General features: G+C 44.0%; 28 protein-coding genes and 1 pseudogene. 12 read left to right on the top strand and 17 right to left on the bottom strand.

The features are described from left to right. Window positions 1-133: 133 nt before the first annotated feature. The 4 genes from glk to A7Q09_RS02875 all read right to left on the bottom strand — a co-directional run bounded on the left by glk (window position 134) and on the right by A7Q09_RS02875 (window position 3374). A complete protein-coding gene (gene glk / locus A7Q09_RS02890) occupies window positions 134-1132 on the bottom strand; it encodes a glucokinase (protein ID WP_134389813.1) in 999 nt (332 codons plus the stop codon). A gap of 3 nt (window positions 1133-1135) precedes the next feature. Continuing rightward, the gene (locus A7Q09_RS02885; RefSeq protein ID WP_134389812.1) at window positions 1136-2149 is read right to left on the bottom strand and encodes a trans-aconitate 2-methyltransferase; all 1014 of its coding nucleotides are present in this window, start codon (window positions 2147-2149) and stop codon (window positions 1136-1138) included. Window positions 2150-2202: 53 nt separating this feature from the next. Continuing rightward, window positions 2203-2895 (bottom strand): energy transducer TonB, encoded by a 693-nt coding sequence (locus tag A7Q09_RS02880; protein WP_134389811.1) that lies wholly within the window; start codon window positions 2893-2895, stop codon window positions 2203-2205. Between the two features lie 92 nt (window positions 2896-2987). Next, a complete protein-coding gene (locus A7Q09_RS02875; protein WP_134389810.1) occupies window positions 2988-3374 on the bottom strand; it encodes a hypothetical protein in 387 nt (128 codons plus the stop codon). A gap of 162 nt (window positions 3375-3536) precedes the next feature. On the opposite strand from A7Q09_RS02875, the gene A7Q09_RS02870 reads away from it, so the two are divergent. Continuing rightward, a complete protein-coding gene (locus tag A7Q09_RS02870; RefSeq protein WP_347877493.1) occupies window positions 3537-4136 on the top strand; it encodes a Slp family lipoprotein in 600 nt (199 codons plus the stop codon). Between the two features lie 22 nt (window positions 4137-4158). Here A7Q09_RS02870 and A7Q09_RS02865 read toward each other — a convergent pair whose 3' ends face one another. The 3 genes from A7Q09_RS02865 to A7Q09_RS02855 form a co-directional block, all read right to left on the bottom strand. Beyond that, the gene (locus tag A7Q09_RS02865; protein WP_134389808.1) at window positions 4159-5223 is read right to left on the bottom strand and encodes a PA0069 family radical SAM protein; all 1065 of its coding nucleotides are present in this window, start codon (window positions 5221-5223) and stop codon (window positions 4159-4161) included. A 17-nt stretch (window positions 5224-5240) separates the two neighbouring features. After that, window positions 5241-6257 carry a LysR family transcriptional regulator gene (locus A7Q09_RS02860; RefSeq protein WP_134389807.1) on the bottom strand — a complete coding sequence of 339 codons (1017 nt, stop codon included), beginning with the start codon at window positions 6255-6257 and terminating at the stop codon, window positions 5241-5243. 573 nt (window positions 6258-6830) lie between these two features. Continuing rightward, the gene (locus A7Q09_RS02855; protein WP_134389806.1) at window positions 6831-7241 is read right to left on the bottom strand and encodes a hypothetical protein; all 411 of its coding nucleotides are present in this window, start codon (window positions 7239-7241) and stop codon (window positions 6831-6833) included. A gap of 104 nt (window positions 7242-7345) precedes the next feature. Between A7Q09_RS02855 and A7Q09_RS02850 the strand changes: the two genes are divergently transcribed. The 7 genes and pseudogenes from A7Q09_RS02850 to A7Q09_RS02820 all read left to right on the top strand — a co-directional run. Continuing rightward, complete coding sequence (locus A7Q09_RS02850; protein WP_134389805.1) at window positions 7346-9793, top strand: Lon protease family protein; 2448 nt, start codon at window positions 7346-7348, stop codon at window positions 9791-9793. Further along, the gene (locus tag A7Q09_RS02845; RefSeq protein ID WP_134389804.1) at window positions 9783-10586 is read left to right on the top strand and encodes a universal stress protein; all 804 of its coding nucleotides are present in this window, start codon (window positions 9783-9785) and stop codon (window positions 10584-10586) included. Before A7Q09_RS02850 ends, A7Q09_RS02845 begins: the two co-directional genes overlap by 11 nt. Before the next feature lie 107 nt (window positions 10587-10693). Continuing rightward, window positions 10694-13159: a class I SAM-dependent methyltransferase gene (locus A7Q09_RS02840; RefSeq protein WP_134389803.1), complete on the top strand. Its 2466-nt coding sequence runs from the start codon at window positions 10694-10696 to the stop codon at window positions 13157-13159. A gap of 268 nt (window positions 13160-13427) precedes the next feature. Beyond that, entirely contained in the window at window positions 13428-13739 is a 312-nt protein-coding gene (locus A7Q09_RS02835; RefSeq protein WP_134389802.1) for a hypothetical protein, read from the top strand. Between the two features lie 311 nt (window positions 13740-14050). Next, window positions 14051-14266 (top strand): DUF4258 domain-containing protein, encoded by a 216-nt coding sequence (locus tag A7Q09_RS11230; RefSeq protein WP_347877494.1) that lies wholly within the window; start codon window positions 14051-14053, stop codon window positions 14264-14266. Window positions 14267-14352: 86 nt separating this feature from the next. Next, window positions 14353-14571 (top strand): hypothetical protein, encoded by a 219-nt coding sequence (locus tag A7Q09_RS02825; RefSeq protein WP_134389801.1) that lies wholly within the window; start codon window positions 14353-14355, stop codon window positions 14569-14571. 137 nt (window positions 14572-14708) lie between these two features. Then, window positions 14709-15047: pseudogene (locus A7Q09_RS02820) on the top strand (transposase); the annotation flags it as partial. A gap of 420 nt (window positions 15048-15467) precedes the next feature. Here the strand turns inward: A7Q09_RS02820 and A7Q09_RS02815 are convergent. Beyond that, window positions 15468-15659: a hypothetical protein gene (locus A7Q09_RS02815; protein ID WP_134389800.1), complete on the bottom strand. Its 192-nt coding sequence runs from the start codon at window positions 15657-15659 to the stop codon at window positions 15468-15470. Window positions 15660-16026: 367 nt separating this feature from the next. On the opposite strand from A7Q09_RS02815, the gene A7Q09_RS02810 reads away from it, so the two are divergent. The 4 genes from A7Q09_RS02810 to thiS all read left to right on the top strand — a co-directional run bounded on the left by A7Q09_RS02810 (window position 16027) and on the right by thiS (window position 18273). Further along, window positions 16027-16284 carry a transposase gene (locus A7Q09_RS02810; RefSeq protein WP_134389799.1) on the top strand — a complete coding sequence of 86 codons (258 nt, stop codon included), beginning with the start codon at window positions 16027-16029 and terminating at the stop codon, window positions 16282-16284. 33 nt (window positions 16285-16317) lie between these two features. Next, window positions 16318-16440 carry a hypothetical protein gene (locus A7Q09_RS11420; protein ID WP_166791899.1) on the top strand — a complete coding sequence of 41 codons (123 nt, stop codon included), beginning with the start codon at window positions 16318-16320 and terminating at the stop codon, window positions 16438-16440. A gap of 508 nt (window positions 16441-16948) precedes the next feature. Then, the gene (gene thiH / locus A7Q09_RS02800) at window positions 16949-18088 is read left to right on the top strand and encodes a 2-iminoacetate synthase ThiH (protein ID WP_134389798.1); all 1140 of its coding nucleotides are present in this window, start codon (window positions 16949-16951) and stop codon (window positions 18086-18088) included. Further along, entirely contained in the window at window positions 18061-18273 is a 213-nt protein-coding gene (gene thiS / locus A7Q09_RS10630; RefSeq protein ID WP_244228477.1) for a sulfur carrier protein ThiS, read from the top strand. Before thiH ends, thiS begins: the two co-directional genes overlap by 28 nt. A 122-nt stretch (window positions 18274-18395) precedes the next feature. Here thiS and A7Q09_RS11415 read toward each other — a convergent pair whose 3' ends face one another. The 9 genes from A7Q09_RS11415 to trpC all read right to left on the bottom strand — a co-directional run bounded on the left by A7Q09_RS11415 (window position 18396) and on the right by trpC (window position 25308). Next, complete coding sequence (locus A7Q09_RS11415; protein WP_394346608.1) at window positions 18396-18479, bottom strand: HNH endonuclease; 84 nt, start codon at window positions 18477-18479, stop codon at window positions 18396-18398. Next, window positions 18457-18747, bottom strand: a complete 291-nt coding sequence (locus A7Q09_RS11410; protein WP_208526661.1) for an RRXRR domain-containing protein — start codon at window positions 18745-18747, stop codon at window positions 18457-18459. Before A7Q09_RS11410 ends, A7Q09_RS11415 begins: the two co-directional genes overlap by 23 nt. Window positions 18748-19203: 456 nt before the next feature. Continuing rightward, a complete protein-coding gene (locus tag A7Q09_RS02785; RefSeq protein WP_134389796.1) occupies window positions 19204-20346 on the bottom strand; it encodes a 5-(carboxyamino)imidazole ribonucleotide synthase in 1143 nt (380 codons plus the stop codon). Window positions 20347-20352: 6 nt separating this feature from the next. Then, complete coding sequence (purE, locus tag A7Q09_RS02780; RefSeq protein ID WP_134389795.1) at window positions 20353-20856, bottom strand: 5-(carboxyamino)imidazole ribonucleotide mutase; 504 nt, start codon at window positions 20854-20856, stop codon at window positions 20353-20355. Then, entirely contained in the window at window positions 20853-21446 is a 594-nt protein-coding gene (locus tag A7Q09_RS02775; RefSeq protein ID WP_134389794.1) for a flavoprotein, read from the bottom strand. Before A7Q09_RS02775 ends, purE begins: the two co-directional genes overlap by 4 nt. Before the next feature lie 222 nt (window positions 21447-21668). After that, window positions 21669-22292 (bottom strand): guanylate kinase, encoded by a 624-nt coding sequence (gmk, locus tag A7Q09_RS02770; protein ID WP_134389793.1) that lies wholly within the window; start codon window positions 22290-22292, stop codon window positions 21669-21671. Window positions 22293-22613: 321 nt separating this feature from the next. Then, entirely contained in the window at window positions 22614-23834 is a 1221-nt protein-coding gene (gene trpB, locus A7Q09_RS02765; protein WP_134389792.1) for a tryptophan synthase subunit beta, read from the bottom strand. Then, the gene (locus A7Q09_RS02760) at window positions 23807-24460 is read right to left on the bottom strand and encodes a phosphoribosylanthranilate isomerase (protein ID WP_134389791.1); all 654 of its coding nucleotides are present in this window, start codon (window positions 24458-24460) and stop codon (window positions 23807-23809) included. Before A7Q09_RS02760 ends, trpB begins: the two co-directional genes overlap by 28 nt. A 20-nt stretch (window positions 24461-24480) precedes the next feature. After that, complete coding sequence (gene trpC, locus A7Q09_RS02755) at window positions 24481-25308, bottom strand: indole-3-glycerol phosphate synthase TrpC (protein ID WP_134389790.1); 828 nt, start codon at window positions 25306-25308, stop codon at window positions 24481-24483. Between the last annotated feature and the right edge of the window lie 589 nt (window positions 25309-25897).

Here is a 25897-nt window from a genome sequence, read left to right as displayed (position 1 = left end):
AATTATACTACACATAGCTATAATTTATCGCCTTATATCCCCATGCCTGAAGGCAGGGGCATTACGGCGATGGATGGTAAACCTATTTCTCAAGCAAAGAGGAACTTAACGCTAAAAGGATCTTTATAAAGTCTTAGATAGATCTTAAGAGAGCAGTTTCTTGCACATAACGCAAGGCCCCATAGATTCCTAAAAAGGGTGTAACTACCACAATTATTGGTATTGTCTTCAGAAAATAAGAAAGTCTTCCTTTATCACAGAATGATTCGATTAAAAGAGGTTCTTTTAATTTTTCTATGATATGAGGGACTATGCCTCCAGCAATGTAAACCCCTCCAGAGGCTAAAAATTTTAGAGCTAAATTTCCAGCCTCGGCTCCAAGTAAGGATACAAAAAGTTCAAGAGATTGCACGCACAAAGAACAATCCTTGGCCAAACCATGAAAAGTGATAGATTGGGCAGGATCTTCACTCTGTTCTATCTCTTCCTCTATAGGGTTTTTTTCCAAACATCCTCTCCCAGTTGATTTCAAATAACGGTAAATATTTAAAAGACCAGGTCCTGAAAGCACCCTTTCATAACTCACATGTCCAAAGAGACTATGCAAATACCTAAACAAGCCAATTTCCAATTCATTCCTTGGAGCAAAATCAACATGCGCCCCTTCGGAAGGAAATGGGACATATCGGCCATTTTCCCATCTTAAGCCTGCTTCTCCAAGGCCTGTTCCAGGTGCAATCAGTGCTTTACAACCTTTGCTGGAGGCTTTCCCATCTTGAATAATAACGCTATCTTTTGCCCCTAAAACAGTTACTCCATAAGCGGCAGCTTCTAGATCATTTATTAGAAAAGTATGCCTTGTCCCACAAACTTCACTGAGCTTTTCGATTTCGATCGACCAGGGCAAATTCGTCAGCTGGACTTTCCCATTGATGACTGGACCAGGAAACCCAAAACAGGCCGCTTGCGGCACAACCTTCATCTTTTTTAAATACTCGCCTACGAGCTGTTGAAAATCGGCCAGCTCTTTACTCTTGAAATACTCAACGTGCCAAAGAGAGTCTTTAGAATCTACTGACTCAAAAAGAGCAAGTCGGACATGCGTTCCTCCTATATCTCCAACAAGTATCATGATTCAATCCTTAGTCCCAATGAAGATTGCATCAAGGCCATTTTCCAACAGGAATTTTTGAACAGACAAGCCGCATGCTTTAAGAAATCCCTCAATTTCGTTGGCTTCAAGCAATCGATTCCCTTCCACATTTTCATGCAAATTTTGAAAAGCAATGGGTTTCATTTTTTCTTGCTTAAGATAATCCAGTTTTTCGGGCCAAAGAGGTTCCCAAACCAAAACTTTCGAATCTGATTCTAGATGGGCAGCTAATTTTTCAACGAGCCTACTTTTCTCTGTCCACAAGTGGTGCAGGGTACGGCTAAAAATAAACAAAGAAACTTTTGGAGGTAAAGAGCATGCAAAAAAGTCTGCAAAAATAAATTGTAGTCTTTCTTTTTGCCCTGCAGAAAGTGACTGTGCTTGCTCCACTCCTTCTCTGCTTACATCGATACCAATCCCTTTGAGTTTTGTAAATCTTTTTGCAAGGTTTCTTAAAAGCCAACCATTGCCACACCCAATATCCACAACAACCCCTCTCTGCCGATCAATCTCTTCAATGAAAGGAATCTTGGGAAGCACTTCATTCAGGAAGAGAGAAGAAAACTTATGTTCCATCATGGCCCACATCCATGGGAAAACCCCTGGATCTTCAAATGGTGGAAAGGTATGAAGATGAGCTCCTGTTTTGGCAAATTTCAAAATCTGAGAAGTCATCAAAGGATAGAAAACGGATTGAAAAACAGCAGGAAGCGTCTTCTGTTTAGTATTTTCATCGACAAAGAGCTGACCCATCGGAGCAAGTGAATAGAGAGTTTCGGTTTTATCAAGAAAATCAAAAGCATAAGCGGCCATACAAAATCTCTTTAAATATTCCGATTCGATTCCGGTTTTTTCTTCTAGGCTTTCTATGGAGAGCTTTCCTTGGGTATGTAAAGTTTCAAAAATGCCGGTGGTTACACCTAGGTAGGCAACGTTTAAAGCTTGAAGAGTGGGGATAAGATCATTCCATTGAGTCAAGAGCTGTTCCAAATTCATACTTTACAATACGGAAGAAAAAAAACACAGAAAGCTTTTTTGATGCGTTTCAATCAATCATTTACAAGTTTGAATCTTATTGGAACGATCACATAAGAAGTAACGGGTATGCCTGCCATCTTTGCAGGATTAAACTTCCACCTTTGAACGGTTTCTAACGCTGACCTATCCATGGGGAGGAAACCTGAGCTTTTGGTCAATTGGACACTCACTGGTTTACCTTCTGGAGAGACACAAACTTTTAAAACAACGACCCCTTCTTGTCCTCGACAGCGACATTCTTCAGGATAAGGCGGAATAGGATTATGCAGGTAATCTGGAGAAGCAGAACAACTACTCCCCCCTCCTCCACTTGTATTCCCACGAAGCAGGTTTCTTGCGTTTTTCCCTTTTCCCACAGTACCTTTCCCATAATTTGGAGCGGCTTTAGCAAGTGGGGTAGCAGCTTTTGTCTCTTCTTTTTTCTTTTCTAGCAACGAAAAATCTTCTCTCTTCTGCACTTCTTCCATTTTAGCCTGCACTGGTTCTTGAGGATGTTCGGTTTTTTCTTCAGGCTTTCCTGAGGCCCCTTCTACCAGCTCTACCTGTGAATAACCAATAGCCCCGCCCATAGCATACTGTGCTTTCTGATAGAAGAATGATCCCAATCCAAACAAAACGAATGCATGTAACAGAACCGAGAAAATAAATCCAATAAGCCCCTTTTTCCTTATTTCCATAATTCCTTTGTCCCTCAGTGCGATCATAAAACTGATTCATTTTTTTTGTTAATTTTTGTTAAGAAATAAAAAGAAGACAGCTGCAAGGTTTCAATGCAGCGGCTAAGGCGCAATCATCTTTATACAAACAGGTATTTTGGTGGGGGAGTTGGGGGAGATTCCCTATAGGAAGAAAAGTAGGAAAACTCTATATAAGGCAGATAAGAATCCAATGAGTGATGCTTTCCAAAAATTACAAGCAGAAAAGAAACAAAAAGAACTTCTTTTTCGAAAGAAGACGTTTGATTGGACTGAAAAGGCCATTTATCAAAAGATCTAGGAATTTTTTCACAAATCTGGCAATTTCCTTTACCCGCTAATGTCTTTTGTAAGGCTTTAGGCCAAGAAACTTTTTGGGTATAATAACAAAACATTTTGCTCCAGGCTATGGACTGAAGAATCAATAAATGACCTCCACCAATCCAAACCAAGGCAAAAAAGGTCAGAAAATAACACACTTTTTTCATTCTTCGCTTTACTTTATAATAATGGCTAATTAGCCAAGAACAAATCCTATTGCTAAAAATTTATAGAGAAAGTGTTTAGAGCAGGGGGCTTGGGGGTAGATAGTCCTGGGGATAGAATGACTATGGCCTCAGATTTTTTTTCCTTGCTCATTTGCTTTAAAGATGTGTAGAACAATTTTGTTCAAAAAAGGTTCATCCTTTATAAAAATGAAGTATCTTAAATTCCTCATTTTTTTTCCCCTAGTCTTCTTAATTTCTTGCAGTCCCTTTTCAAGTACAGTCAAAAAAGAAACTCGCGGTCAGCCCTCTTTCTCTCAGCTTTTAAGGAACCCTCAGGCCTACAAAGGCCGAGTCGTTATGTTTGGTGGCACCATCGCTCAAACAAAAAACATGAAAAACTTAACGCTCATTGAAGTCATTCAAAAACCCTTGGATAGTTCCTCTGATAGACCTCTGGACACGGATCGGAGTGGGGGAAGATTCCTTGTAGCTACATCTAAATTTCTCGATCCTTCCATCTATAGCAAAGATAGAGCCATTACTGTTGTAGGGAAGGTTCGTGGCGTACAGCCAGGAGTGATCGGGAAAAGATCGTATAACTATCCAGTCATTGAAGCAACTCAGATTCATCTTTGGTCAGAATCCTATTATTATCCAGGATATTACTATCCTCCGGGCTATTTTTGGGGTCCAGGCTGGGGTTGGGGTTGGGGCCCTGGCTGGGGCTGGGGTTGGGGATGGGGTCCAGGTTGGTGGTGGTAACCTGACGGAGACAGAGTAAAAATTATAAGGATTCAAACAAATCCATCTCTGCATCAGGCTGTTGGCGTTGAATGGCCTTGTGTTTTTCGGTCAATTTATATTTGCGTAAAAAACAACCAAACCATTGGCTAAATTCAGCGGCTATTTTACCGCTCCCAGAAAACCTTCTCCCAAAATGGCTATCTGTTAGCTTTCCTTCTCTAAAGTCTTTGATTCGACAAAGGACTTTTTCCTTTTTTTCTGGATAATGGTAAGCAAGCCATTCCAAAAAGAGATCACGCACCCCCCATGGCAACCTCAATATGGAATAGCCGGCATAGGAAGCTCCAGCTTCAGAAGCCGACTTCAAAATCATAGGCATTTCAAAGTCATTTAATCCGGGAATAATAGGTGCAACCATTACCCCCACTGGGATGCCCGCCTCAGCCAGAGAAGAGATTGTTTCAAGTCTTAAAGCAGGAGAGCTTGCTCGCGGCTCCAATATGGCTGCCAATTTTGGATCAAGAGTTGTTATGGAGAGAAAAACACTGAGAAGCTTTTCTTTTGCTAAAGCTTTCAGTATGTCCAGATCTCTGCAGAGAAGCCTACTTTTAGAAATGAGAGTGACTGGATTATGATATTTAAGAAATATCTCTAGACAACTTCGGGTCAATTTAAAATGGGCCTCACAAGGTTGATAACAATCGGTGACCCCACTGACCATAACCACTTTGGGCCTCCATTTAGGAGAGCGCAGAGTTTTTTCCAATAGCTGTGGGGCTTTTGTTTTAACAAGGATCCTGCTTTCAAAATCTACCCCTAAAGAAAAACCCAAATACTCATGAGTCGGTCGTGCATAGCAATAAATGCAGCCATGTTCACAACCTCTATAAGGATTAAGGCTAATTTCAAATCCTAAGTCTGGACTTTGGTTATAGGATAAAATTTCTGAAGTTGGATCTTCATAAAAGAGGGTCTTTTGTACCTTCCGGCCTACTGTATATTCCTCTTCCCAGACTAACTTGAGCGAATCAAATCGGTTAGACGGATTCGAAAGAGCGGCTCTTCCATGCCATCCACGCTCAACTTTTAGAGGAGTATCTTCCACAACCTACTATTGACCATTTAAGCAGTCTTTCCAATAGCATTTTTTAGTGATTGATTTTTAGTTTTCTGCTCGGAAGTTTCAGAAATCCTATTGGACATCTTCAAGCAAAGATCCACAAGAGCTTGAGTGGCTCGACTTTTCATTTTGTCGTTTGGCTCGATGATGTTTATCCACCATTCCACTCCGTGTGGAGGATTGATCTGACTAAAGAGAAGATCTGAATTGCTATGTTCAAGCACACGCCGAGCTACAAATCCGATGCCCATCTTTGCTCTGACAGCTTCCTTTACGGCATCCGCTCCGCTAACTTCAAAACATAACTTAAATCGCAATCCCTTTTTTTCTATTTCCCTTTCAATCGTTTTCCTGACTCCAGATTCAGGTTCCCTCCATATAATTGGATAATCAATCAGTTCTTCTAGCATTACCCCATTTTTCCACCGATCCGCCTTTGGATGATCCTTCCAGTAAATCAACACAATCTGATCCTTCCACCATCTTTTAACTTGAAAAGTCTCAGGGACTTCCTCCTCGATAGGATCTTCCACAAAACCCAAATCCAAATCACTCATTCTACGGAAAAGCTCATACGTTGGAGCGGTTTCAACAGAAATACGAATGCCTGGGAACTTTTTTTGAAATTCCACCAACGAAAGTGGAATATAATAATTAGATGCCGTCACCGTAGCCCCAATACGCAATGTGCCAGCGGACAATCCTCTTAACCTTCGGATATATCCTTCGGCTTTTTTCATGTTCTCTTCAAGGGCAACGGCAAATACCATTAGCCCTTCGCCAGCAGGAGTAAGAACCACTTCATGCCCTTTTCTACGGTATAAAGGCTCGCCGACAGCCATATTAAGTTGTCGAAGCCTAGCAGAAATCGCTGGTTGGCCAAGATTTAAGAGCTCTGCTGCCCGTGTAACACTTTTTTCTCGTATGACTTTTAAGAGCGTCAGTAAGTGATTCGGATTAAGCTCTACTGTATCTGCTCCCTGGATCTTCTGAAAAATAAAGTCATTATCATTTTCCATAATATTATAATTTTTTTTTTTAAATTAAAAGTCAATAAATTTTATCAATAGATTTTGTAAAAAAGTTTATATAAAAATAAAACAATTTAATTTTTTTCTAATATCATTTAAAAAATAAGAAACCCTTTAGTCTTTGAAACTATTACTAACATTGGGTTTTGAAGCCTATAGACTGGCAGAACCATGTGATGTAAATGAGGCAGAGGCAAAAGCTGATCCAGCAGTTACAAAAGAACAAAGTTTTCTAAAGAGAAAAATACTTTGAATGTTTCCTTCCGATGCGAAAGGAGCCAGCTGTATTCGTTCTTAAAGAGAATGGCTAGCTTGCCTCTATAGAAAAACAAGCTTAGAAGAACTGCAGAAAAATCTAAGGGAAAGGCAATCAAATATCTTGGGGGCAGTCGACAGAGCTCTGCTGCTCTAGTTTAGAGGATTGCTACAGGTTGCGCTAACTGGAGAGCTTGACTATTTACCCTTAAGAAGGAAGCAAAAGAAGAATTATAGGAGCACATTGCTTGCTGGCTTTGTTGGCTTATTAGCTCCAGTGTTTTGAGGATCCAAAATGGATTTTTTTTATTTTTTTATAGCCCACCAATAACGAAATTCGCTGAACCTCAGTGTTCCCCGATGTCTACCAACCCATCTAGGAACATAAGGGAGTTCTTGGCGTTTTATCAATATGATCCCATCAGCACCATGTTCAACAGCCACCCTGGCCGCATGTTTCCGTTGCCTATTGGTTTCAATTAATCCCAAAACCCTGTAAGGATAATTGGGCTGAGAGTCAACCCAAACATCAACGGGGACTGTTTTCCCATCTACCACCAGGGAGAGGATTTGAGGTTTTGATCGAACACTCCCCGGGCCATGCCGTTCAGGATTCGGAGCCGGGAAAAAACTCGTTTTGGCTAGAACCGGTGAGCTCAAAAGAACAAGACTAAAGAAGATAAAACAAAGCTTTTGTATTTCTCTTGATTTTAGCATGCTAGTTAATAATGAAAAAAACCAATCAAGAAAAGATAAAAATAAAAAAATTTTTATGATTTTTGTCTTTCTTTTACGCTTATTGAATCTATTGAATAGCCATTATGTCTTCCCCAACCCCCCTTACTAGAGAACAAATAGACATACAGTTAGATTTTCAAAACATTCCCTATGAGTCAACAGCAGAGATTCCTGTTGTAATCCATTTCATTGGACAACAAAGGGCCTACGATGCCTTTGACTTTGGGTTATCCGTTTCTAAACCGGGTTATAACATTTTTGTCATGGGACCGCCCGGAATAGGTAAAAAAGCTTTTTTAGAAAAGATTTTGCAAGAACGCGCTGCAACAGGGCCTCTACCTTCCGATTGGTGTTACGTCTTTAATTTTGAAGAGGAAAACAAGCCCAAAGCCATAGCTTTTGCAGCTGGAAAAGCTTCAGAATTTGCTGAAGATATGGCTAGACTGGTCGACGATCTGAAGATAGGAATTCCCTCTATCTTTGAAAGCGACGAATATAGAACCAGAGCCCAAGAAATCGAACAAGAATTTCTTGATCGACGGGATGAAGCCCTCAATCAACTTAGGGAAAAGGCTCAAAAAGAAGGGATCGCCCTTTTGCAGACACCAGCTGGCATTGCTTTTGCTCCTTTTAAGGGGGGAGAAGTTCTTGATCCAGAGAAATACAATGCGTTGCCTGAAGAAGAAAAAAGAAGGATAGAAGCAGCCATTCGAAAGCTGCAAGAAGAACTCACAGCTATCTTCAGACAGATTCCAAAGTGGAGGAAAGAAGCTCAAAACAAATTGCGAGAACTCAACCGGAGTTATATTCAGGGGTTGGTTTCCAGTTTGTTTGAGGAGCTGAAAGCTAAGTACAAAAAAATGGAGGCGGTGTTGCTTCATCTGGAGGAAATCCAAAAAGATGTCTTAAAAAACGCTGAAAATTTCCGTCTGCCTCGGGAATCTGAAATCCCTTCCCTTCCCGGTATCTCTGGACCAAGCCAATCGATGGAATATTTCCTTAGGCGCTATAAAGTCAACGTTATCGTTGATCATTCTAAATCCAAGGGCATCCCCATCGTCTTCGAAGATAATCCTACCTTTGTAAACATCATCGGCCGAATTGAACACATCGCTCAAATGGGCGCACTCCTCACTGATTTCACACTGATCCGTCCGGGAGCCCTACACCGTTCTAATGGAGGCTATCTTATTGTGGATGCTTTACGGGTTCTTTCCCATCCCTATTCTTGGGAAGGACTAAAAAGGGCCTTACGCAGCCAACAGATTAAAATAGAGCCATTAGGAGAAGCTTTGGGATTACTGAGCACAGTATCCCTAGAACCTCAGCCTATTCCTTTAAATCTAAAGGTTATTCTGATCGGTGATCGGTTGATCTATTACCTGCTCTATCAATTTGATCCTGAGTTCAAAGACCTCTTCAAAATCACCGCTGATTTCAGCGAAGAATTCGATGCCTCTCCTCAAAATCTTCTTCCCTACTGTCAACTAATTGCTTCCCTCTGCCATAGCCACGGTATAGCTCCACTTGAAAAGTCAGCCCTACGGCTTATTGTTAAGCAGAGCTTAAGATTTTCTCAAGATGCAAAGAAATTTTCCCTAAATATACGAAAAATCCTCGATCTTTTAGAAGAAAGTGAGTACTGGAGAAAAAAAGAAAACGCTCAATTAATTTCTGCAGGACATGTACAAGCAGCTATTGTATCTTCTTACAAAAGGATCAACCGGATAGAGGAACAAATAAAAGAATCGATCCAGCGTCAAATCCTACTCGTTGAGACCAAAGGAAGGAAGGTAGGACAAATCAACGGTCTAGCCGTTATAGATATGGGTAATTTTATGTTTGGCTATCCAACAAAAATTACAGCCAGAGTTAGATTTGGCCACGGGCATGTCATTGATATAGAAAGAGAAGTCAAATTGAGTGGCCCCATCCATTCGAAAGGAGTTCTTATTCTTTCTGGCCTTCTGGCAGGCAGGTATTTGCCTGAGGAACCTCTATCGTTGAGTGCCACACTTGCTTTCGAACAATCCTACTCCCTTGTAGAAGGGGACAGTGCTTCAGCAGCGGAACTGTGTGCTCTTCTTTCTGCCCTTGCCGACTATCCTATTTACCAATCAATAGCTATTACCGGGTCAATCAATCAGCTTGGAGAAATTCAAGCCATTGGAGGGGTGAATGAAAAAATCGAGGGGTTCTTTGACACCTGCTCTGCCAGGGGACTCGATGGGGACAACGGGGTCATTATCCCATGGTCCAACCTTCAACACCTCGTTTTGAAAGAGGAGGTACTGGAAGCTGTGGAAAAAGGACTCTTTAAGATATATGCAGTGAAAACAATTGATGAGGCGATGGAAATTCTTACTGGAATACCAGCTGGAGAAAGGGACGCTCAAGGAAAATATCCGCCAGAAAGTATCAATGGTAAGGTAGAAGCAAAGCTATCCCAATTTGCAAAACGGGCTCAAAAATTTGCTTCTCCAGGCCAAAAAGCTGAGAGCATAGCTGCAGAAGAAAAAAATGATAAGTAAAATCCTTCTTTTCGAAAACGTACCGTTTTCACTTAGAATGGCAGCATTGCTGGCCTCAAAGCTTAGAGCAGAACTTTTAGGGCTATTCATTGAGGATCTCAATCTTCTTAGACTTAGCTCTCTGCCTTGTGCCTTTGAAATAGAGATCCATTCAGCTCTCACAAGATCCCTAGAACCAGAATCCCTTCTTAGAAGATTTCGAACAATGGCAAACCAAATGGAACAACAGCTAGAGGCCATTGCCAAAGAACTCAACATCCCCTGGTCCTTTCAGACCACCCGGGGTTTCCTCTGGAGAGAACTCATCGAAGCAGCAAAAAACTGTGATCTAATCATCCTCTCTCAAAAAGGACCCTTTTCTAATTTTCAATCTTTTTATGAAGACCCCCTTTTTCAATTGCTAGAAGAAGCCAAAAAACCCGTGCTTTTCCTTCCATCCGACAAACCCCTGGAACCGCCCTTTGGAGTATTGATCAATCCTACCAAAGATTTCCTTCCTATTCTTACTTTTGCCGCAAACCTCGCAAAAAAGTTCAACGGCTCGCTGACACTCTTTGTCTGCAATGGAACCCTGTCCTCCGCCCAAAAAAATTACGTCGAAGAGCTGGCAAGCGACATGGCTCAACTTTCCGTTATTGAAGGCTTAGGGAAAGATCCAATGGCTCTTGCCTCTACTATTGCTGAAGAAAAAATAGGCTTGCTAATTTTTTCTATGACTGGAATCGACTTAAAAAAAGCCACTTTGAAGGCCTTATTGCGGAAGCTCCACTGTCCGGTATTGTTATCTCCATAAGCCTTTGTCAAAGTTTAGGTTCGGCTACCTCGTTGATTTAAAAAAATTCGCATATAGACTTGCCTCATCCCTGTATTATGGATTAAAAAAATAGCTGTGTAGCTTTCATGACTGCGAATACTTTAATCCCATTTTGCCATCCTATCCTTTCTCTTTATCCGGAAAGACTCACAGCTGATTCGGTCTGGCATAGCCACATCCCTTTTGCATTTTGGCTGACAGCAGCTGCTGCACCCCAGCTCTTCGTTGAACTTGGTCTCTATAAACTAGACTCATACTGTGCTTTTTGTCAGGCCGTCAAATATTTACACTATCCCACCGCCTGTTATGGCATTGATCACTGGATGGGGGATGAAAATACGCCCCCGGTAGAAAAAGAAGAGCAAGAACTACTCGAATCTTATCATTATCCTCGCTACGGTTCTTTTTCAAAACTCCTCTCCACTAGCTTCGATGAAGGACTTGGCTTTTTCAAAGATGGTTCCATAGACCTTCTGCATATCGATGGATCTTCGACCTATCCTTCCGTCCGTCATAATTTTGAAAAATGGTTACCGAAGATGAGTGAGCGAGGCATTGTTCTTCTCCATGGCACCAATGCCCGTGGAAAAGACTATGGAAGCTGGTTGTATTGGGAAGAAATAAAAGAGTCCTATCCTTACTTCCATTTTCTGCATGGCTATGGACTCGGCGTCCTGGCCGTAGGCAAAGAAATAGCTGAGCCTTTAAAACCTTTGTTCGATCTTAAAAAAGAAGACATCGATGTTGTTCGTTCTTTTTTTGTGCGACTTGGAGAAGGAATCGAAGCCATTATAAGAAATGAAAAATCAAGAAAAGAAAAAGAAAATCTTTCTAGAAAAATAAAGGAGCTGGAGACCAATATTCAGGAAAGTGCAATTTTAAGAATTCAATTTAAAGAAAAAGAAAAAGAAGCTACTGAGCTTGCTGAAAAAATAAAAGACTTAGAAGAAAAAGAAAAAGAGTTTTGTCGCAATCTTTCTATTCTCACAAAGCTCCCCTTAGAAGAACCACTCGATCTATCCCTTACTTTTAAGACCTTAAAGGAATTCCTTTCTGAACAGGATCATCAGCTCAAAACTCTGAATGAGCAATTGCAGCTTTTGCAAAAAGAAAAAGAAGCCTTTCGACAAAAAGAAGAAGAGCTCAACAAAATAAAACAACAGAGTGCCCAAGAAAAAACAGTCAGTAATATCCAAAGCCCAATCAAGACTCCCAAAACAACTTCTACAATCGAACAACTCAAAGTCGTTATTGAAAAAGAGCCGACTCCATTCGATTCTGCAGAAAGCCTAAAAAAGATACAACAACATTTATCCAACCTAGAAAAAGAATTTCATACCTATCAGAATCGATTGATTGAAGAAATTCGAAGAATAAACTGCTTGGATGCTAAAAGATTAGAGCAACAGTGTAAGATTTATCGAAAAACAGCCAAGAAGAACTCTTTTTTTGCCTGTCTTTTTAATCCAAAAGCAAGAGAAGAAAACAAGCTGTTTGAAAAGGTGCTTCAACTCAATCTTTTTGACCCTGATTTTTATATTCTCCAGGCCCCTGATGTCCCTAAAGAAGAGGCTTTATGGCATTATTTTAGGGAAGGCTATATTGCAGATCTCAATCCCAACCCTTATTTCGACACAGCTTTTTACATCAAACAAAATCCAGAGGTGACACAACAAAATATCAATCCGCTCATTCATTATATAGAAGAAGGGGCTATCAAAAGGAAAAATCCTAGCCCCTACTTTGATACTCAATATTACTTAGAACAGTATCCAGAAGTAGCCGAACAGCAATTAAATCCCCTTTCCCATTTCTTGATTCAAGGAAGAAAAGAAGGAAGACTCTCTCGACCTATTCTCAAAATTGGATCTCGGATGCGTCCAAATCTGCTGCTTAAAGAAGCTTCAAACAATCCTCACTGTCCAGTCTGTGGCAAAGAGTTGCCAATCAAAACCTCTTCCACGCCCAGCTATGATCAGATCCTTTGTCCCTATTGCCATTCAAAAGAATTAGATTTTGAATTAAGTAATAACTTGATTGAAGAACTGAATCTTCCTGCCAAATCTTTAAAAGAAGTAACCGAAAGCCTACAACAAACAAAACTTCTCCTCCTTGGCTTATCTAAACCAATGCAAGAGATTTTGTCAGGTTGTAAAGAAGCCTTTTCTAGCCCCACTCTACAACTGCAAAGTCATGAGTCTATAGCGAGTGGATCTTTTGACATTGGAGTTGGAGCGCTTCCTAAAACTTTTAGCTATGAGAACAACCCAATCTTCGATCAAATCTTTATGGCTTTGAAACCAGGTGGTAAATTTATTTTTTCTTTGCCTCTTTACGCTAGCATCCCTGTAACAGAGAAAGAAAAAGAAGCAGCCGAGCAAACCAATGTGACTTTGTCTGAAGCTCTCACTGACGAAAACAAACCTACTCCAATCACCTTACAAATTTTAGAAAAACTAAAAGAAAGTGGGTTTCAGTTGATCAAACCTAGCAAAGTTGATCCTGATCTCCCTCTTCCTAGAGTAATCGTCATGGAAAAGAAGAGCTTATAGCAACGACAAGCTTATTTTCTCTACCTATAGTTGTAGCTAAGACTGCTAGCCAAGAATCCTCCAATGCTAGAAAGCTAGCCCATGTTTGGTGAAAATTTCGTAATCGATTATCAATGGTTTTTTTTTCAATGTGTCACTATGTGGGGGTTTTGGGAGCTATTTTTGGTTTTCCAAGGCACTAAGCGGCCAACTCGTAGGGCGGAAAAGAATTCTGATGATAAGGTAAATTCTTGACTCGTCTGCCGATAGCCACTAGATTAGGGTCGGTATGGTCAACGTTGGAACTGCCGAAGTTGCCGAAGTTCGCTTCAGCGAATCCGACGCCCTTCAGAGACCGTCCGACAAAGGAAAGCTCTCGGACTGCCAGGAAATCTTTCTTTTTTACCATGGGTGGCTTAATGACCCGCAGTCTGCTCGTCGGGAACTCTACGAGCTTCTCGCTGCGTCGATCAAAAACGAAAAGTACCGATTGTTCCAAGGAAAGTTTGGCAAAATCGGGTTTCTTTTTGCCTACTGGCCCTCCAAGGAGTTTCCTCCAGGAGGAGACCCTCTTCCGGCTCGTGGAGGTGTGCATGTTTAAAAAGGAGGAAGGCATAAGAGCGCTAAACACGCTTTTGTCAGGCCATTGCAGTCTGAGTTTATTCAGCAAGCAGTCCGCCATTATCATAGCAGCATTGGATGCTTCTCCAGAACTTGCGTCCAAACGTAAGGATCAACTCTTGCAGGTTGTAGATTGTATGCCGAAAAGCTCGAGGGTCGCCCACCAGCGCGTGTTATGCCGGCAGAAAGTGGCAGAGGCGCCTTAGGTGGAAACCATATAAACAATAGTTATGCCCTGAAAATCATGTTGGCTGAAATGGAGGATGAGGATTGAGCAAGTTCCTCGAGCAAGTGCGTGCTTTGATACACGCTGGCGATGTTCAGATATCTGAGCACGGATACGATGAGTTGGCGGAGGACGGGCTGACCGTAAGAGAGGTGCTCAGTGGCTTTCAGGACGCGGTGGTTGTCGAGGAATACCTGAACTACCCAAAGGGACCATGCGTCCAACTCTTGCTGAAGGATCGAACGGGCGCACCCATTCATGTTATATGGGGTATCCCATAAAGTCATGATAGACCTGTGGTTCTGGTCACTGCCTACCGGCCGGATCCGGGGCGGTGGGATCAAACATTCACGCGGAGGCGATAACGATGAAACAGCGAAAAAAGTCAAAATATGTGCATAAAGCTCAATATGTGGCTGAGGTAGAGGTCACGCTGGTAGAGGACGATACCGGGTGGTCCCCTTATCTCAGCGTTGAAGATGCCTATAAATTGGACGATGTGAGAGATGCCCTTCGCCGGGGAGACTTGGAGTCAGCAGCGAAGTACGGGCGAATCTACGAGCTCCGCCCAGTGGCACATCAATAATGGCATAACAAGCAAATCAGGCGGACGGCGCTACGCGCCGCCGCCGATGCGGAGCGTTGGACGGCAGCATCATAAAAGATCTGGTGCTGGAAACCCCGGACTTCAGTCCGGGGAGGAAGGTGGACAGATCTTTTATGATGGAAGCAACCCTGGATGCCATTGAACCGATAAAGCGCCCCCGAGGCCGGCTCAGAAAGAGGCCCAAGAAGCCGCACACTGATAAAGCCTATGATGCGGCCAAGAAGCGACAGGCATTGTGGAAGCGGGGGATTCATCCGAGAATAGCACAGCGCGAGATTGAAAGCTCGGAGAAGCTGGGGCGCTACTGTTGGGTCGTCGAGAGAAACCATTCGTGGCTGAACCGATACAGCCGATTGAAGATTCGCTATGAGCGAAGGGCTGACATCCAACTGGCTTTCCTTCACATTGGCTGTGCCTTGATTTATTGGAAGTTCATCCAAACTTGGTTTTGTTAGGCGCTCTTAAACTTGTGCCTGCGGGGTAGATCCCGTGGAGCATAAATTTGAGCTAACCCCTTCAACCCCGGCCTCACCGAATGCCTCTCCTTATACCCCGGTATCGCCTCCAGTGGCACCACCTCATCGAACCTTGAACTTTGAACTTCTTTTCTGCCCAATACCATCCCATCATAGCCTTGAGCTGTTGGACATCCCCCTCCCGATCCCGCACCGCCACCAGGCGCTTAAGCTTCTCCAGATCCTGCTCGAACTGCGCCTTTAAACCATGAACCTCGAAGGTTGAATCTTGCACCATGAAAATGTGCTCGTGCGCACTCGCTAGCAAGACCTCATGGGCCATGACCAGCTCTTCCCAGAGGCGCTCCCCAGGTCGAAACTCAATGACCTCAATCGGCAGCTCGCAACGTTACGCTCAAGTCAATCAGCCTCAGCCTGCTTAAAGGCAGTCATCACAGCAGCTGGCGTCTCCACCCGGGTCAACCAATAGACCTGGTCAAAGCTGGCGATGATGTCAATGCCCGACTCCCGGCAGCCAAGAGTGATCAGGGCATCATGGAAATTCAGCTCGGCTGAGGTGTTGCAGACCAGCGCGATCACCTGGTCGTACAAAAGTTATGTCTCAGCCGAGAGCCAGGTAACCGCTTCTGGAGGGACATGATGATCCAACGTTTCCAACAAGTGCGGGAACTGGGAGGAACGCCCTGTTCGTGGGCTCGGCGAGCCAGAAAACTGCTGGCTTCGTTGAGGAGAGGATCAAAATAGACGAGATCAGCCGCTTTCGCTTTGAGAGCCTCCCGGAGGGCTTGGGCCCGAGCATGCCAGTGGTCGAGACTGTCCATGAGGGCAACAAGGTCGCTAGTATCAATCGCGGCATGCCGAGGGATTGTCATCGTAGCGACGTTCGGTGTCCGCGACGGCATCCCCGCCCCACGCTATAAGCCCCGTCAGGCGATCCAGGATGTGAAGCTGTCACCGTGTGCAGGATCAAGCGCGAGGACTCGGGAACAGCCACCCCTCGGGCTCCTTCCTCAGCTCAAAGGGTCCTGAGAAACTTGCAAGGCTGCATGCCAGGATTGCCAATATCCGGCAGGACGGCTTACACAAGCTCACCTCACGCATCACGCGACGATTTCACCCCATCCTCGTCGATGAGCTGAAAGTAGGCGGCATGGTGAAAAACCGGCATCTGGCCTTCTCCCTATTCGACATGGGTTTCTTCGAATTTCGGCTGTAACTGGAATACAAGGCAAAGGGGTGTGGTGGGCTAGTGGTGGGGGCCGACCGCAGGTTTCCGTCCAGCAAGAGCTGTTCGACTTGCGGGACGGTGCAGAAAAAAATGCCGCTGGCTGTTTTGCGAGTTGCGATGTCCGGACTGTGGAACCCCTCATGACCGGAAGGTGAATGCGGCCAAGAATCTCCTAGGGTATGGATTGGACGTCCTAAGCGGTCCTACGGCGAGGGCCGGCAGGATGTGAAGCCTGTGGAGAGGAAAGCACTGGCTCAGGCCGCAAGGCCCGAGTGATACCAGCCTCGGTGAAGCAGGAAGTCTGTGTTACTAGAAATGAGTAAGTCTGACGGAACGGTGGTGCCTTTACTTCAGATAAATACCTGGTGAAGGGAAGATAATCGGCAATTGCACGCGTCATCACCCACCCATTATGGAATTAACTGGTGTAGCCTTAATATCAGTCAATGCCGATCGGGTGCTTTGGAGATGGTTAGCCAGAAGATTGACCGGTGCTTCCAGTTTCAAAAAGAAATTTTCTGAAATGGAGTGTGGCAAAAGTTGCACATGGAGTGGCTAGCCAACACTCAAACCATAACCCGTAGTGATGGTGCTAGGAGTGTGTTATAGACCTTGCTTTTGTTTTCATTTTTATTTTATTAGATTTATACCCATGACTTTTCCTAGCTTGCGTAAACTCCCCTTTTATTCACAAGCCAACGATCGGCTTTTATCGAAATTCTGGAAGCTTCTTTTACCAAAAACCGATGATGAACTTCAGGAGCTTGCTCTGGAAGCTAAAAGAATTACTCAACTTTATTTCGGGAAGACCTTGCGACTTTATGCCCCTCTTTATCTTTCAAACGAATGCATTAACAGCTGTTCCTATTGTGGTTTTTCAAGGGACAACTCGATTTTGAGGCTCACACTTACTCCAACCGAAGTCCTTCAAGAGGCTACTTATCTTTGGAACGAAGGCTTTCGTTCGGTCCTTCTTGTGGCTGGAGAACATCCCAAATTTGTCTCTTTAAGTTATCTAGAAGAGTGTGTAACCAAAATTCGTCCTCTTTTTCCATCAATCGCTATAGAAGTTGCTCCTTTAGAAACTGCTGAGTACCAAAGAATGGTAGAAGCAGGAGTGGAAGGCGTAGTTGTTTATCAAGAAACCTATAATCCTGAACTCTATAGCCTATACCATCGTTTTGGTCCCAAAAAAAATTTTTTCTGGAGACTCGAATCCGTGGAAAGAGCGTATGCTGCCGGTGCACGGAGGTTAGGCATAGGAGCGCTTTTTGGGCTTGCTCCTTGGAAAGAAGAAGCGCTTTGCCTGGCTGCACACTGCTCGTATCTTTTGAAAAAATGTTGGCGTGCATATCTTACCATTTCTCTGCCTCGGCTGCGGCCCGCAGTCGGCGGGTTCACCCCCCCTTATCCACTGGGGGATCGAGATCTTTTCCATTTTATGTGCGCCTTCCGTGTTTGTTTCCCTCAAGTTGGCATTGTTCTTTCTACTAGGGAAGAGCCCGCATTTAGAGAAAGATTGATTCCATTTGGGATCACGTCGATGAGTGCTGGTTCCAGAACAGAACCTGGAGGCTATACTTTGGCCGGAATCCATGCTCTACACAGAGGTTTCAAAGGAAAAGCAATGGCGCTTTGTGAAGAAGAAAAAAAAGGCGCTAAAGCCACCGAACAGTTCGAAATAAGTGATAGGAGAGATGCTAAAGAAATTGCCACCGTTCTCAAAAAAATGGGCTATGAGCCTGTATGGAAGGATTGGGAATCATGCCTGAACAAATTCAAATCACAGTGAATGGTCAGCTTATTTCTGTGCCAAAAAACACCTCCGTTCTACTGCTTCTCAAACAATTGGGTCTCGATCAGAACATTGTTTTTGTTGAGTTAAATAAAAACGCTCTATTAAAAAAGGAATATGAGCAGACCATTCTCCAACCAAATGATAGGCTTGAACTTGTCCGAGTAACAGCCGGAGGATAGTCCCACCTGATGCTGTTGACCGCCGCCGCGTCCCGCAACGGGGCCTTGGCCTGCGCCTGTATCTTTCGGGTCCGCTCCGGAGCTTTCGCCAGAAATTGCTTCAGCGGCTGGTTGCCTTTCCGCTAGTTGCAGGGACGGCAAGCCAGCGTGAGATTGCTCACGCGGTCACTGCCGCCAAAAGATTTAGGCTGGATGTGTTCGATCACCAGAGGCGGAGATGGCACGGGCGATTTCGCCGGTGCTTGCATCCACTATCTCTTTTTCCCGCACCAACGCCATGCCGGTAGCCTTACTGCCAGGGTCCAGCTTCAATCGCAGAGGCTGCAAGGTGGAATCTTCCACCCTGCGATCCACCAGCCGGATGGTAAAGGGCACTATCCGGCTGGCGCGGGCACCTCCGCTCTCCAGTAGCATCCGCCCTCGCTGCTCCGAGCACGGCATCAGAGCCTTCTTCCTTTTGTCCAAAACGAACATCGCCAATTTTCTCCTAAGCCCTTAGGGGCCTTGTGCCTTGTAACGCCGCCTTGCGGATATTGCCCCGCGCAGCGGTCTCCCCTCGGGAAGGTCTGCAACCGACTCACACCTTGCGGTATCGGGGAGAACCTTCGGACCTTTGCCTTTGCCCAGCATGATTCCCACCTTCCAGTGTCCGGGACTGAGGAAGCATCCCTGAGTGGGTATTAACGACCTGTTGCAAACGGAGCGGACTGACTACCGCTTTCCCTGGTCAATCCAGCCTGGCTCACAAGCTCTGCCCTTCCGGGCGGGGTAGTTGACCCTATACTCTATCTGTCTGCAGGAATCAGTCTGCCTATCGCGCTCCCAACGCTGCAATATCTTGATCATTATCCCCAAGAGCCCGGCTTACCTTCCTGATACTCGCCATTACTAAGCATCACACACAAAATACAAGACTAGAGTCACAGGTTTCTATTGGCATTCTAGAAGTTGCAATGCCTGGCTATCTAAAGTTAAAATTTCCTCAATATTCTCTCCAACAATACAGTAATGGCCCATCTTTCTTCCCACCCGAGGCTGTTTCTTCCCATAAAGGTGCAGTTTTAAGCCGGGCAGTTTTAACAATCCTGCCCAATTAGGCTGATTGTCTCCCCGCCATAAATCTCCTAATAGATTACGCATGAGCCCATTACATCTGGCGGAGGTTTCACCCAAAGGAAGATTACAGATTATTCTTAAAAGCTGTTCAAATTGGCTTGTTAAGCAGATATCCAGGCTAAAGTGCCCTGAATTATGAGGTCTAGGCGCCAATTCATTGACTATAATATCTTCGTTCTTGGTCAAAAAGAATTCCACAGCCAAAAGCCCGATTAAGTCCAAAGCGGAAGCAATTTCGAAAGCAATCTCCATGGCTTCCTTTTCCAACCTTTTTCCCAAGCCCGAAGGAATAATTGAAAAGTCTAAAATTCCTTTCTTATGAAAATTCCGTGGAATAGGGAAAAAAGAAACATTCTTTTTATGATCCCGGCCAATAATAACAGAAAACTCAGCAAGAAGCTCAAGCCTTTTTTCAAGCAAGGCTACATCTGGCTTTCCTATATTCTCCCATGCTAAAAAACAATCTTCAATGGATGACAAAGAAACCTGTCCTTTTCCATCATAGCCAAGCTGCGCGGTCTTTAGAATCGATGGAAAACCAAGTTCAGCTGCTACAGCACCCAATTCTTCGGGTCTATTCACCACCCTGTAAGAAACCGTAGGGAAGCCTCGTTTGGATAAAAATTCTTTTTCACGAACCCTCTGTTGGCATATTTCAAGCACAGCTGCAGATGGGAAAAGAAGCGATTCTTCTTCGAGTTTTCTTAGAGCTAAAGAAGAAATATTTTCAAATTCGTAGGTAAGCACATCGGCAGTAGCAGCGAAATCCATTAATTTATCGATATCGTCGTATTCCCCAATCCAATGCTTATCGGCAATAGCTGCAGCTGGACAAAAAGAATCAGGATCATAGACCACAACTCCATAGCCAAGCCTTCTAGCCTCCATCGCAACCATTCTCCCTAACTGGCCTCCTCCAAGAATACCAATCACTGCTCCTGGCAAAATTTCTTGCATAAACTATCACAAAGATTCCTCAAGGACTTTTCTAGTTTGTTCAGCCCTGAATGCTTCTAGCTTTTCAGCTAACTGCTTATCCTCTAAGGCTAAGATAGAAATGGCCAATAAAGCTGCATTTTTTGCTCCACTTTCTCCAATCGCTAAACAGCCAACCGGTATCCCAAATGGCATTTGAACGATTGAAAGGAGCGAATCCACTCCACGAAGCACTTTACTCTCAATGGGTACGCCAAGGACAGGCAACCTCGTATAAGAAGCAATCATACCAGGCAGGTGCGCAGCTCCACCGGCTCCTGCAATTATTACCCGAATCCCTCTCTTAGCCGCGCTCAGTCCATAGGTCCTGAGAAGCTCGGGTGTTCTATGGGCGGATACAATTTTTTTTTCATACCTAACAGAAAACCTTTCAAGGATATCGACAGCCGCCCTCATCGTCTGCCAGTCGGATCGACTGCCCATAACAACTCCTACAAGAGGATAAGATTCATTGTTTTGTCCTTGGTTCATCTATTCAAAGCCTTTCTATCCATGTTTTTCAAAGGAAACTTTTTCATAATTTTCAGGCAGATCTCCTCCACAGGCCATAACCTCCCTTTACCATAATCCCCACAAGCAAGTTCTCCTTCCTCTGGACCTATAAATTCAACCCCCCTTTGCTTCAACGTCTGCACATTTTGCTGTACAGCAGGATGCCGCCACATCTGAACGTTCATAGCTGGAGCAATCCATACGGGGGCAACGGTTGCAAGCAACAGGGAGGTCAACAGGTTTGGCGCCAGACCTAGGGCATACTCTGCGATAATATTGGCAGTAGCTGGAGCAAGAAGAATGAGTCCTGCTCTCTGAGCTAGTTCGATATGAAGTGGTCTGCCATTAAGCAAGCTTTCTTGCATCTCATCTGTATACGCTTTCCGATGTGTCAGGCATTCAAAAGAAAGCGGTTTAATGAATTGAGTGGCTCCCGGGGTAAGAACAGCATCCACAGTATAGCCTTCCTTAGTTAGAAAACTTGCAAGCTCCACAGCCCTAAAAGCCGCAATCGATCCACTCACCCCAAGAACTATTGAAAAAGAATCCATGGTTTTCTCTTGGCTCATAGAAAGAACTCTTACGCAGTGGACTTTTTCTGTATAGTAGGACATACCCACTAAAATCAAAGCATAATAAAAGAGAACAACTAATTTTTTATGAATCTTTTATGTTTTTCATTAGCTAGGCTTTTTATAGTAACCAATTATTGGTCTAGCTCCTGGCTGTACTCTTCGTAGAGAATGGAGTGTTGCAAAGGAAAAAGCACCTACTGTTCTTAAAAATAAATCTCAAAAAGACTCTTCAATCAATGTCAGTCTCCGGCTTAGATAACGCTCAGCACGCATGATCGCTCTAAATTTTATTAAATCTTCTTCCATCGAACTACTAAGAATGGTGTATTTAAATTCCGGCCAAAGTTTCATTTCTTCCTTGGCCGCTGTCAACCGAATTGCCAGCTCCTCTTCGGTTTCTGTTCCTCTCTTCCTTAACCTTCTTTCCAGCTCTTCAATAGTCGGAGGCATGATAAAGACATCGACTAAAGCATTTCTTAATAGGGGATCATTACTTTGCCGGATCTGTCTGGCTCCCTGAACATCTATGTCCAGTAGGACATCTGTACCGTTTCTCAATGCATTGATTACGGTGCTCTTCAACGTTCCATAGTAATGACCGTGAACCTTCGCATGCTCAAGGAATTCCTGAGCCGATAACTTTTTTAAAAACTCTTCCTCAGTTAGAAAAAAATAATCTTCTCCATCCACTTCCCCTACTCGAGGCGGCCTAGTCGTACAGGATATGGAAAAGATGAAGTCTGGACTTTTCCTTAAATTAGTACAAAGAGTGCTTTTCCCTGCTCCAGAAGGAGCCGATATTACAAATAAAATTCCTTCTCTGCGAAAAAACTTTTGCATTAAAAAAAATATTCAAAATACAGTCGTAAAATAAAGAAAATCTTTAGCATACACTATTTTTTTCTTACAACAAGGTGAGGACTGAATTGAAATTTTTTATAAATTTTATATTTCCTATCTATCAGATCCCCTGTCTTTTATTCTGAAAGTATGGGCAGCTAAATGCCTCATGAAGACCGGATTCTTTACTCTCATCAAAGAAATGTTGTCAAAAGCTTCTTCTCGCGATGGACCTTAACCGTAGAACCTACTGCCTTCTATGCTTGTTATAAACACACACAGGAGCCTAGAAAAATTGGGAATTTCTCCAAATGCGTAGTTTCAGACTCTTTGGCCTTTATTTTGGAGGGCTGCGATTTGATTGACGTCTTTGTCTCCCCTCCCCGAAAGATTAACGGCCACAATGGCTCCTTTGGGAAGTTTTCGACAGATTTTCAAGCAGTAGGCTAGAGCATGCGCACTTTCCAGTGCTGGCAATATTCCTTCGGTCTGAGACAACAAGAAAAAACCCTCCAAAGCCTCTGTATCTGAAACCTTCGAGTATTCAACTCTAGAGAGGTCTCTTAAAAAAGCATGCTCTGGACCGACTGCTGGATAATCCAGCCCGGCGGACACGGAATGCGTGGAAGCGATCTGCCCATTTTCATCTTGTAGCACAAAAGTTTTTGTCCCATGAAATATGCCTAGTTTACCAGAAGCAAAACGCGCAGCATGCTCTCCTAGGGCTTCTCCATTGCCTCCCGCTTCTACCCCAATAAGCCGCACCTGCGGATCAGACAAAAAACCATAAAAAAAGCCTATGGCATTACTCCCTCCCCCCACACAGGCAATGGCCACATCTGGAAGCCTCCCCTCTTGCTTAAAAAACTGCTCCCTACACTCTTCCCCAATCACTTTTTGGAAATCCCTTACGATCATTGGAAAAGGATGAGGCCCCAAAGCCGATCCAAGGACATAATGGGTAGTATGCAAATTGATAACCCAATCCCTCAATCCTTCATTAATAGCTTCTTTCAAAGTCTTTTGCCCAACTCTAACAGGATAGACTTCTGCTCCAAGCATTTGCATGCGAGTGACATTCAGAGCTTGCCTTTCCATATCCAGCTCACCCATGTAAATGCGGCATTCCATCCCAAAGAGTGCACAGGCAGTGGCTGTAGCTACGCCATGTTGACCCGCTCCCGTCTCTGCCACAATCCGTTTCTTCCCCATCCGTTTAGCTAAAAGGACCTGTCCTAGGGTATTATTGATTTTATGAGCTCCAGTATGCAGTAGATCTTCTCTTTTGAGGTAGACTTTTTTATCTCCAAGAAGAGAAGAAAGCCTTTTGGCATAATATAAGGGAGTGGGTCTACCGGCATAATTTTTTAAAAGCTCCTCTAGTTCTTCCTTGAAATGTTGATCTTTTTGAGCCTTTTTATAAGCCTCTTCAAGCTCGAGTAGGGCTTCCATCAAGGATTCCGGAGCAAAACGTCCGCCATAAGGACCAAAATAGCCTAAAGAATCCGGAAGCTTTAACGAAAAAGTCTCTCTTTTTTGCATTTTTCTATAAATTCTAACAATTTCTTTTTGTCTTTTTTCCCTGGATAGCTTTCCACTCCACTGGAAACATCTACTCCAAAAGGCTCGACTTCTAAGAGTGCTTTTTGAATATTCTCCGGATTCAGGCCTCCGGCAAGTATAAAAGGTTTTTGAGAATGCCGTCGTAGTCCTGCAATTTCTTTCCAGTCAAAAGGGATACCGGACCCACCCCATTGTTCAGATTTAGAATCCAAAAGAAAAGCATGAACGATTTCCTTCCATGGATCCATTTTCCTTTCGAAGGGAGGGCTTAGAGCCTTAATGATGTTTCTACATTGCCAGCAATCCGCCTTGCTGTCTTCTTCTCCATGCAGCTGCCAAAGATCGATAGGCAGTTCTTTTTCAAGGGCTTCTATTTGTTCTTGGCTTGGATTAACCACGACAGCCACTTTCACAATCCTAGGGGGAAGCCGAAGCATCACTTTGGCAGCTGAGGCAACTGTTAGATATCTAGGGCTTTTGGGATAAAAGACAAAACCTAAAGCATCTGCGCCAAGCTCCACAGCCATAAGCGCATCTTCTATAGAAGTAATACCACATATTTTAACCCAGACTTTCGAACAATCCGCAAAGAAACTCAAGCTCATAGATGCGCCACTTGCCGGAGCTAAAAAATCGGGCTTTTCCTTCTGCCTCTAGGGAAAGAAGAAGGAGCAAAAAATTCTGGAATGACAGTCTCAGGATTTTCTTTCCGCATGAGAAATTCTCCAATCAGCACAGCATCGACTCCCCTCATCCTTAAGTCACAGAGATCATCACTAGTTTCTATCCCACTTTCGCTAACTACAATTTTATTTTCTGGAATCCTGGGAAGCAATCTTCTGGTAGTCCTCAAATCCACGGAGAATGTTCTTAAATCTCTATTATTAATTCCAATAATTTCCGCTCCGGCTTCAAGAGCTTTGTCTATCTCCTCTTCGTCATGCACCTCTACCAATACTTCCATTCCAAGCTGCCGACAAAAGCTATAGAGTTTTAAAAAATGCTTCCAGGGTAGGGCGGCAACGATCAACAACAGCGCATCAGCCCCAACAAGAAGGCTTTCTAGAACCTGAACTTCATGAATGATGAAATCTTTTCGCAGCAATGGGAGAGTCACCTTTTGCCTAATCTTCTTAAAATCTTCCAAAGAGCCATTGAAAAATTTCGAATCAGTAAGCACACTGAGACAGTCTGCTCCCCCCTTACGATACTTTATTGCTTGCGTCACAGGATCTTTGGTTGGAGCGATTGGTCCTGCTGATGGGGAAGCCCTTTTAAATTCAGCGATCAATCCTAACCTTTTCTTATGGAGTAAAGCAGAGGCAAAAGGTGGTTTGGAGAAAAGCCGATTGGCTAGCTCTTTTTCCATCTTCGCCTGCAAAGGCAATAGCTTTTTTATTTCTTCTTTTTTAGAAGCAATAATGGTTTCTAACCTATTCCTTGGATAATCCATAAAAAACTCTTTTCATCCAGTTGCGCGGGAGCCCCTGGCATTCATGCCGGGGAGGTATAGCGCGGCGGCGTAAACCGCCCCAGTTCCCGCCGTCTCCTTCCTCCAATGCGATCTTGGTTCAGGCGGGCACCTCCACGATCCATCAACCGTCCACGCCCGCTTTCCTAAGCCCTTAGGGGCCTTCTAACGCAGGCATCTCTGCCCGTCTCCTCTCGGGAATGTCTGCAACCGGCTCACACCTTGCGGTGTCGGTGAGAACCTTCAGGCCTTTGCCTTTGCCCAGCATGATCCCCACCTTCCAGTGTCCGGGACTGAGGAAGCATCCCGGAGTGGGTCTTAACGACCTGTTGCAAACGTAGCGGACTGACTACCGCTTTCCCTGGTCAACCTAGCTTGCTTTCACAAGCTCCGCCCTTTAGGGCGGGGTAGTTGACTCTAACAACAATCCACGTTTTGAGGCCTTATTATTTGACATCCTCCCCATGCCTAAAGGCAGGGGATTCCTGGAGATAACTGACCAGATTTAGCCAGGGCAAGCTCTCCGATGAGGGTGTTGAGGTTTTGATAGACCCTGACACTCTCATCGGCC

The organism is Methylacidiphilum sp. Yel, assembly GCF_004421185.1.
Classification (GTDB): Bacteria; Verrucomicrobiota; Verrucomicrobiia; order Methylacidiphilales; family Methylacidiphilaceae; genus Methylacidiphilum.
The sequence above is the reverse complement of the archived record's forward strand: the minus strand, read 5'-3'. Positions and strand labels throughout refer to the sequence as shown.

Coding starts and splice junctions, on each gene's coding strand:
- glk (WP_134389813.1), bottom strand. CDS start 1,132: ATGATACTTGTTGGAGATATAGGAGGAACGCATGTCCGACTTGCTCTT.
- A7Q09_RS02885 (WP_134389812.1), bottom strand. CDS start 2,149: ATGAATTTGGAACAGCTCTTGACTCAATGGAATGATCTTATCCCCACT.
- A7Q09_RS02880 (WP_134389811.1), bottom strand. CDS start 2,895: ATGATCGCACTGAGGGACAAAGGAATTATGGAAATAAGGAAAAAGGGG.
- A7Q09_RS02875 (WP_134389810.1), bottom strand. CDS start 3,374: ATGAAAAAAGTGTGTTATTTTCTGACCTTTTTTGCCTTGGTTTGGATT.
- A7Q09_RS02870 (WP_347877493.1), top strand. CDS start 3,537: ATGTGTAGAACAATTTTGTTCAAAAAAGGTTCATCCTTTATAAAAATG.
- A7Q09_RS02860 (WP_134389807.1), bottom strand. CDS start 6,257: ATGGAAAATGATAATGACTTTATTTTTCAGAAGATCCAGGGAGCAGAT.
- A7Q09_RS02855 (WP_134389806.1), bottom strand. CDS start 7,241: ATGCTAAAATCAAGAGAAATACAAAAGCTTTGTTTTATCTTCTTTAGT.
- A7Q09_RS02850 (WP_134389805.1), top strand. CDS start 7,346: ATGTCTTCCCCAACCCCCCTTACTAGAGAACAAATAGACATACAGTTA.
- A7Q09_RS02845 (WP_134389804.1), top strand. CDS start 9,783: ATGATAAGTAAAATCCTTCTTTTCGAAAACGTACCGTTTTCACTTAGA.
- A7Q09_RS02840 (WP_134389803.1), top strand. CDS start 10,694: ATGACTGCGAATACTTTAATCCCATTTTGCCATCCTATCCTTTCTCTT.
- A7Q09_RS02835 (WP_134389802.1), top strand. CDS start 13,428: ATGGTCAACGTTGGAACTGCCGAAGTTGCCGAAGTTCGCTTCAGCGAA.
- A7Q09_RS02825 (WP_134389801.1), top strand. CDS start 14,353: ATGAAACAGCGAAAAAAGTCAAAATATGTGCATAAAGCTCAATATGTG.
- thiH (WP_134389798.1), top strand. CDS start 16,949: ATGACTTTTCCTAGCTTGCGTAAACTCCCCTTTTATTCACAAGCCAAC.
- thiS (WP_244228477.1), top strand. CDS start 18,061: ATGCCTGAACAAATTCAAATCACAGTGAATGGTCAGCTTATTTCTGTG.
- A7Q09_RS11410 (WP_208526661.1), bottom strand. CDS start 18,747: ATGTTCGTTTTGGACAAAAGGAAGAAGGCTCTGATGCCGTGCTCGGAG.
- A7Q09_RS02785 (WP_134389796.1), bottom strand. CDS start 20,346: ATGCAAGAAATTTTGCCAGGAGCAGTGATTGGTATTCTTGGAGGAGGC.
- purE (WP_134389795.1), bottom strand. CDS start 20,856: ATGAACCAAGGACAAAACAATGAATCTTATCCTCTTGTAGGAGTTGTT.
- A7Q09_RS02775 (WP_134389794.1), bottom strand. CDS start 21,446: ATGAGCCAAGAGAAAACCATGGATTCTTTTTCAATAGTTCTTGGGGTG.
- gmk (WP_134389793.1), bottom strand. CDS start 22,292: ATGCAAAAGTTTTTTCGCAGAGAAGGAATTTTATTTGTAATATCGGCT.
- trpB (WP_134389792.1), bottom strand. CDS start 23,834: ATGCAAAAAAGAGAGACTTTTTCGTTAAAGCTTCCGGATTCTTTAGGC.
- A7Q09_RS02760 (WP_134389791.1), bottom strand. CDS start 24,460: ATGAGCTTGAGTTTCTTTGCGGATTGTTCGAAAGTCTGGGTTAAAATA.
- trpC (WP_134389790.1), bottom strand. CDS start 25,308: ATGGATTATCCAAGGAATAGGTTAGAAACCATTATTGCTTCTAAAAAA.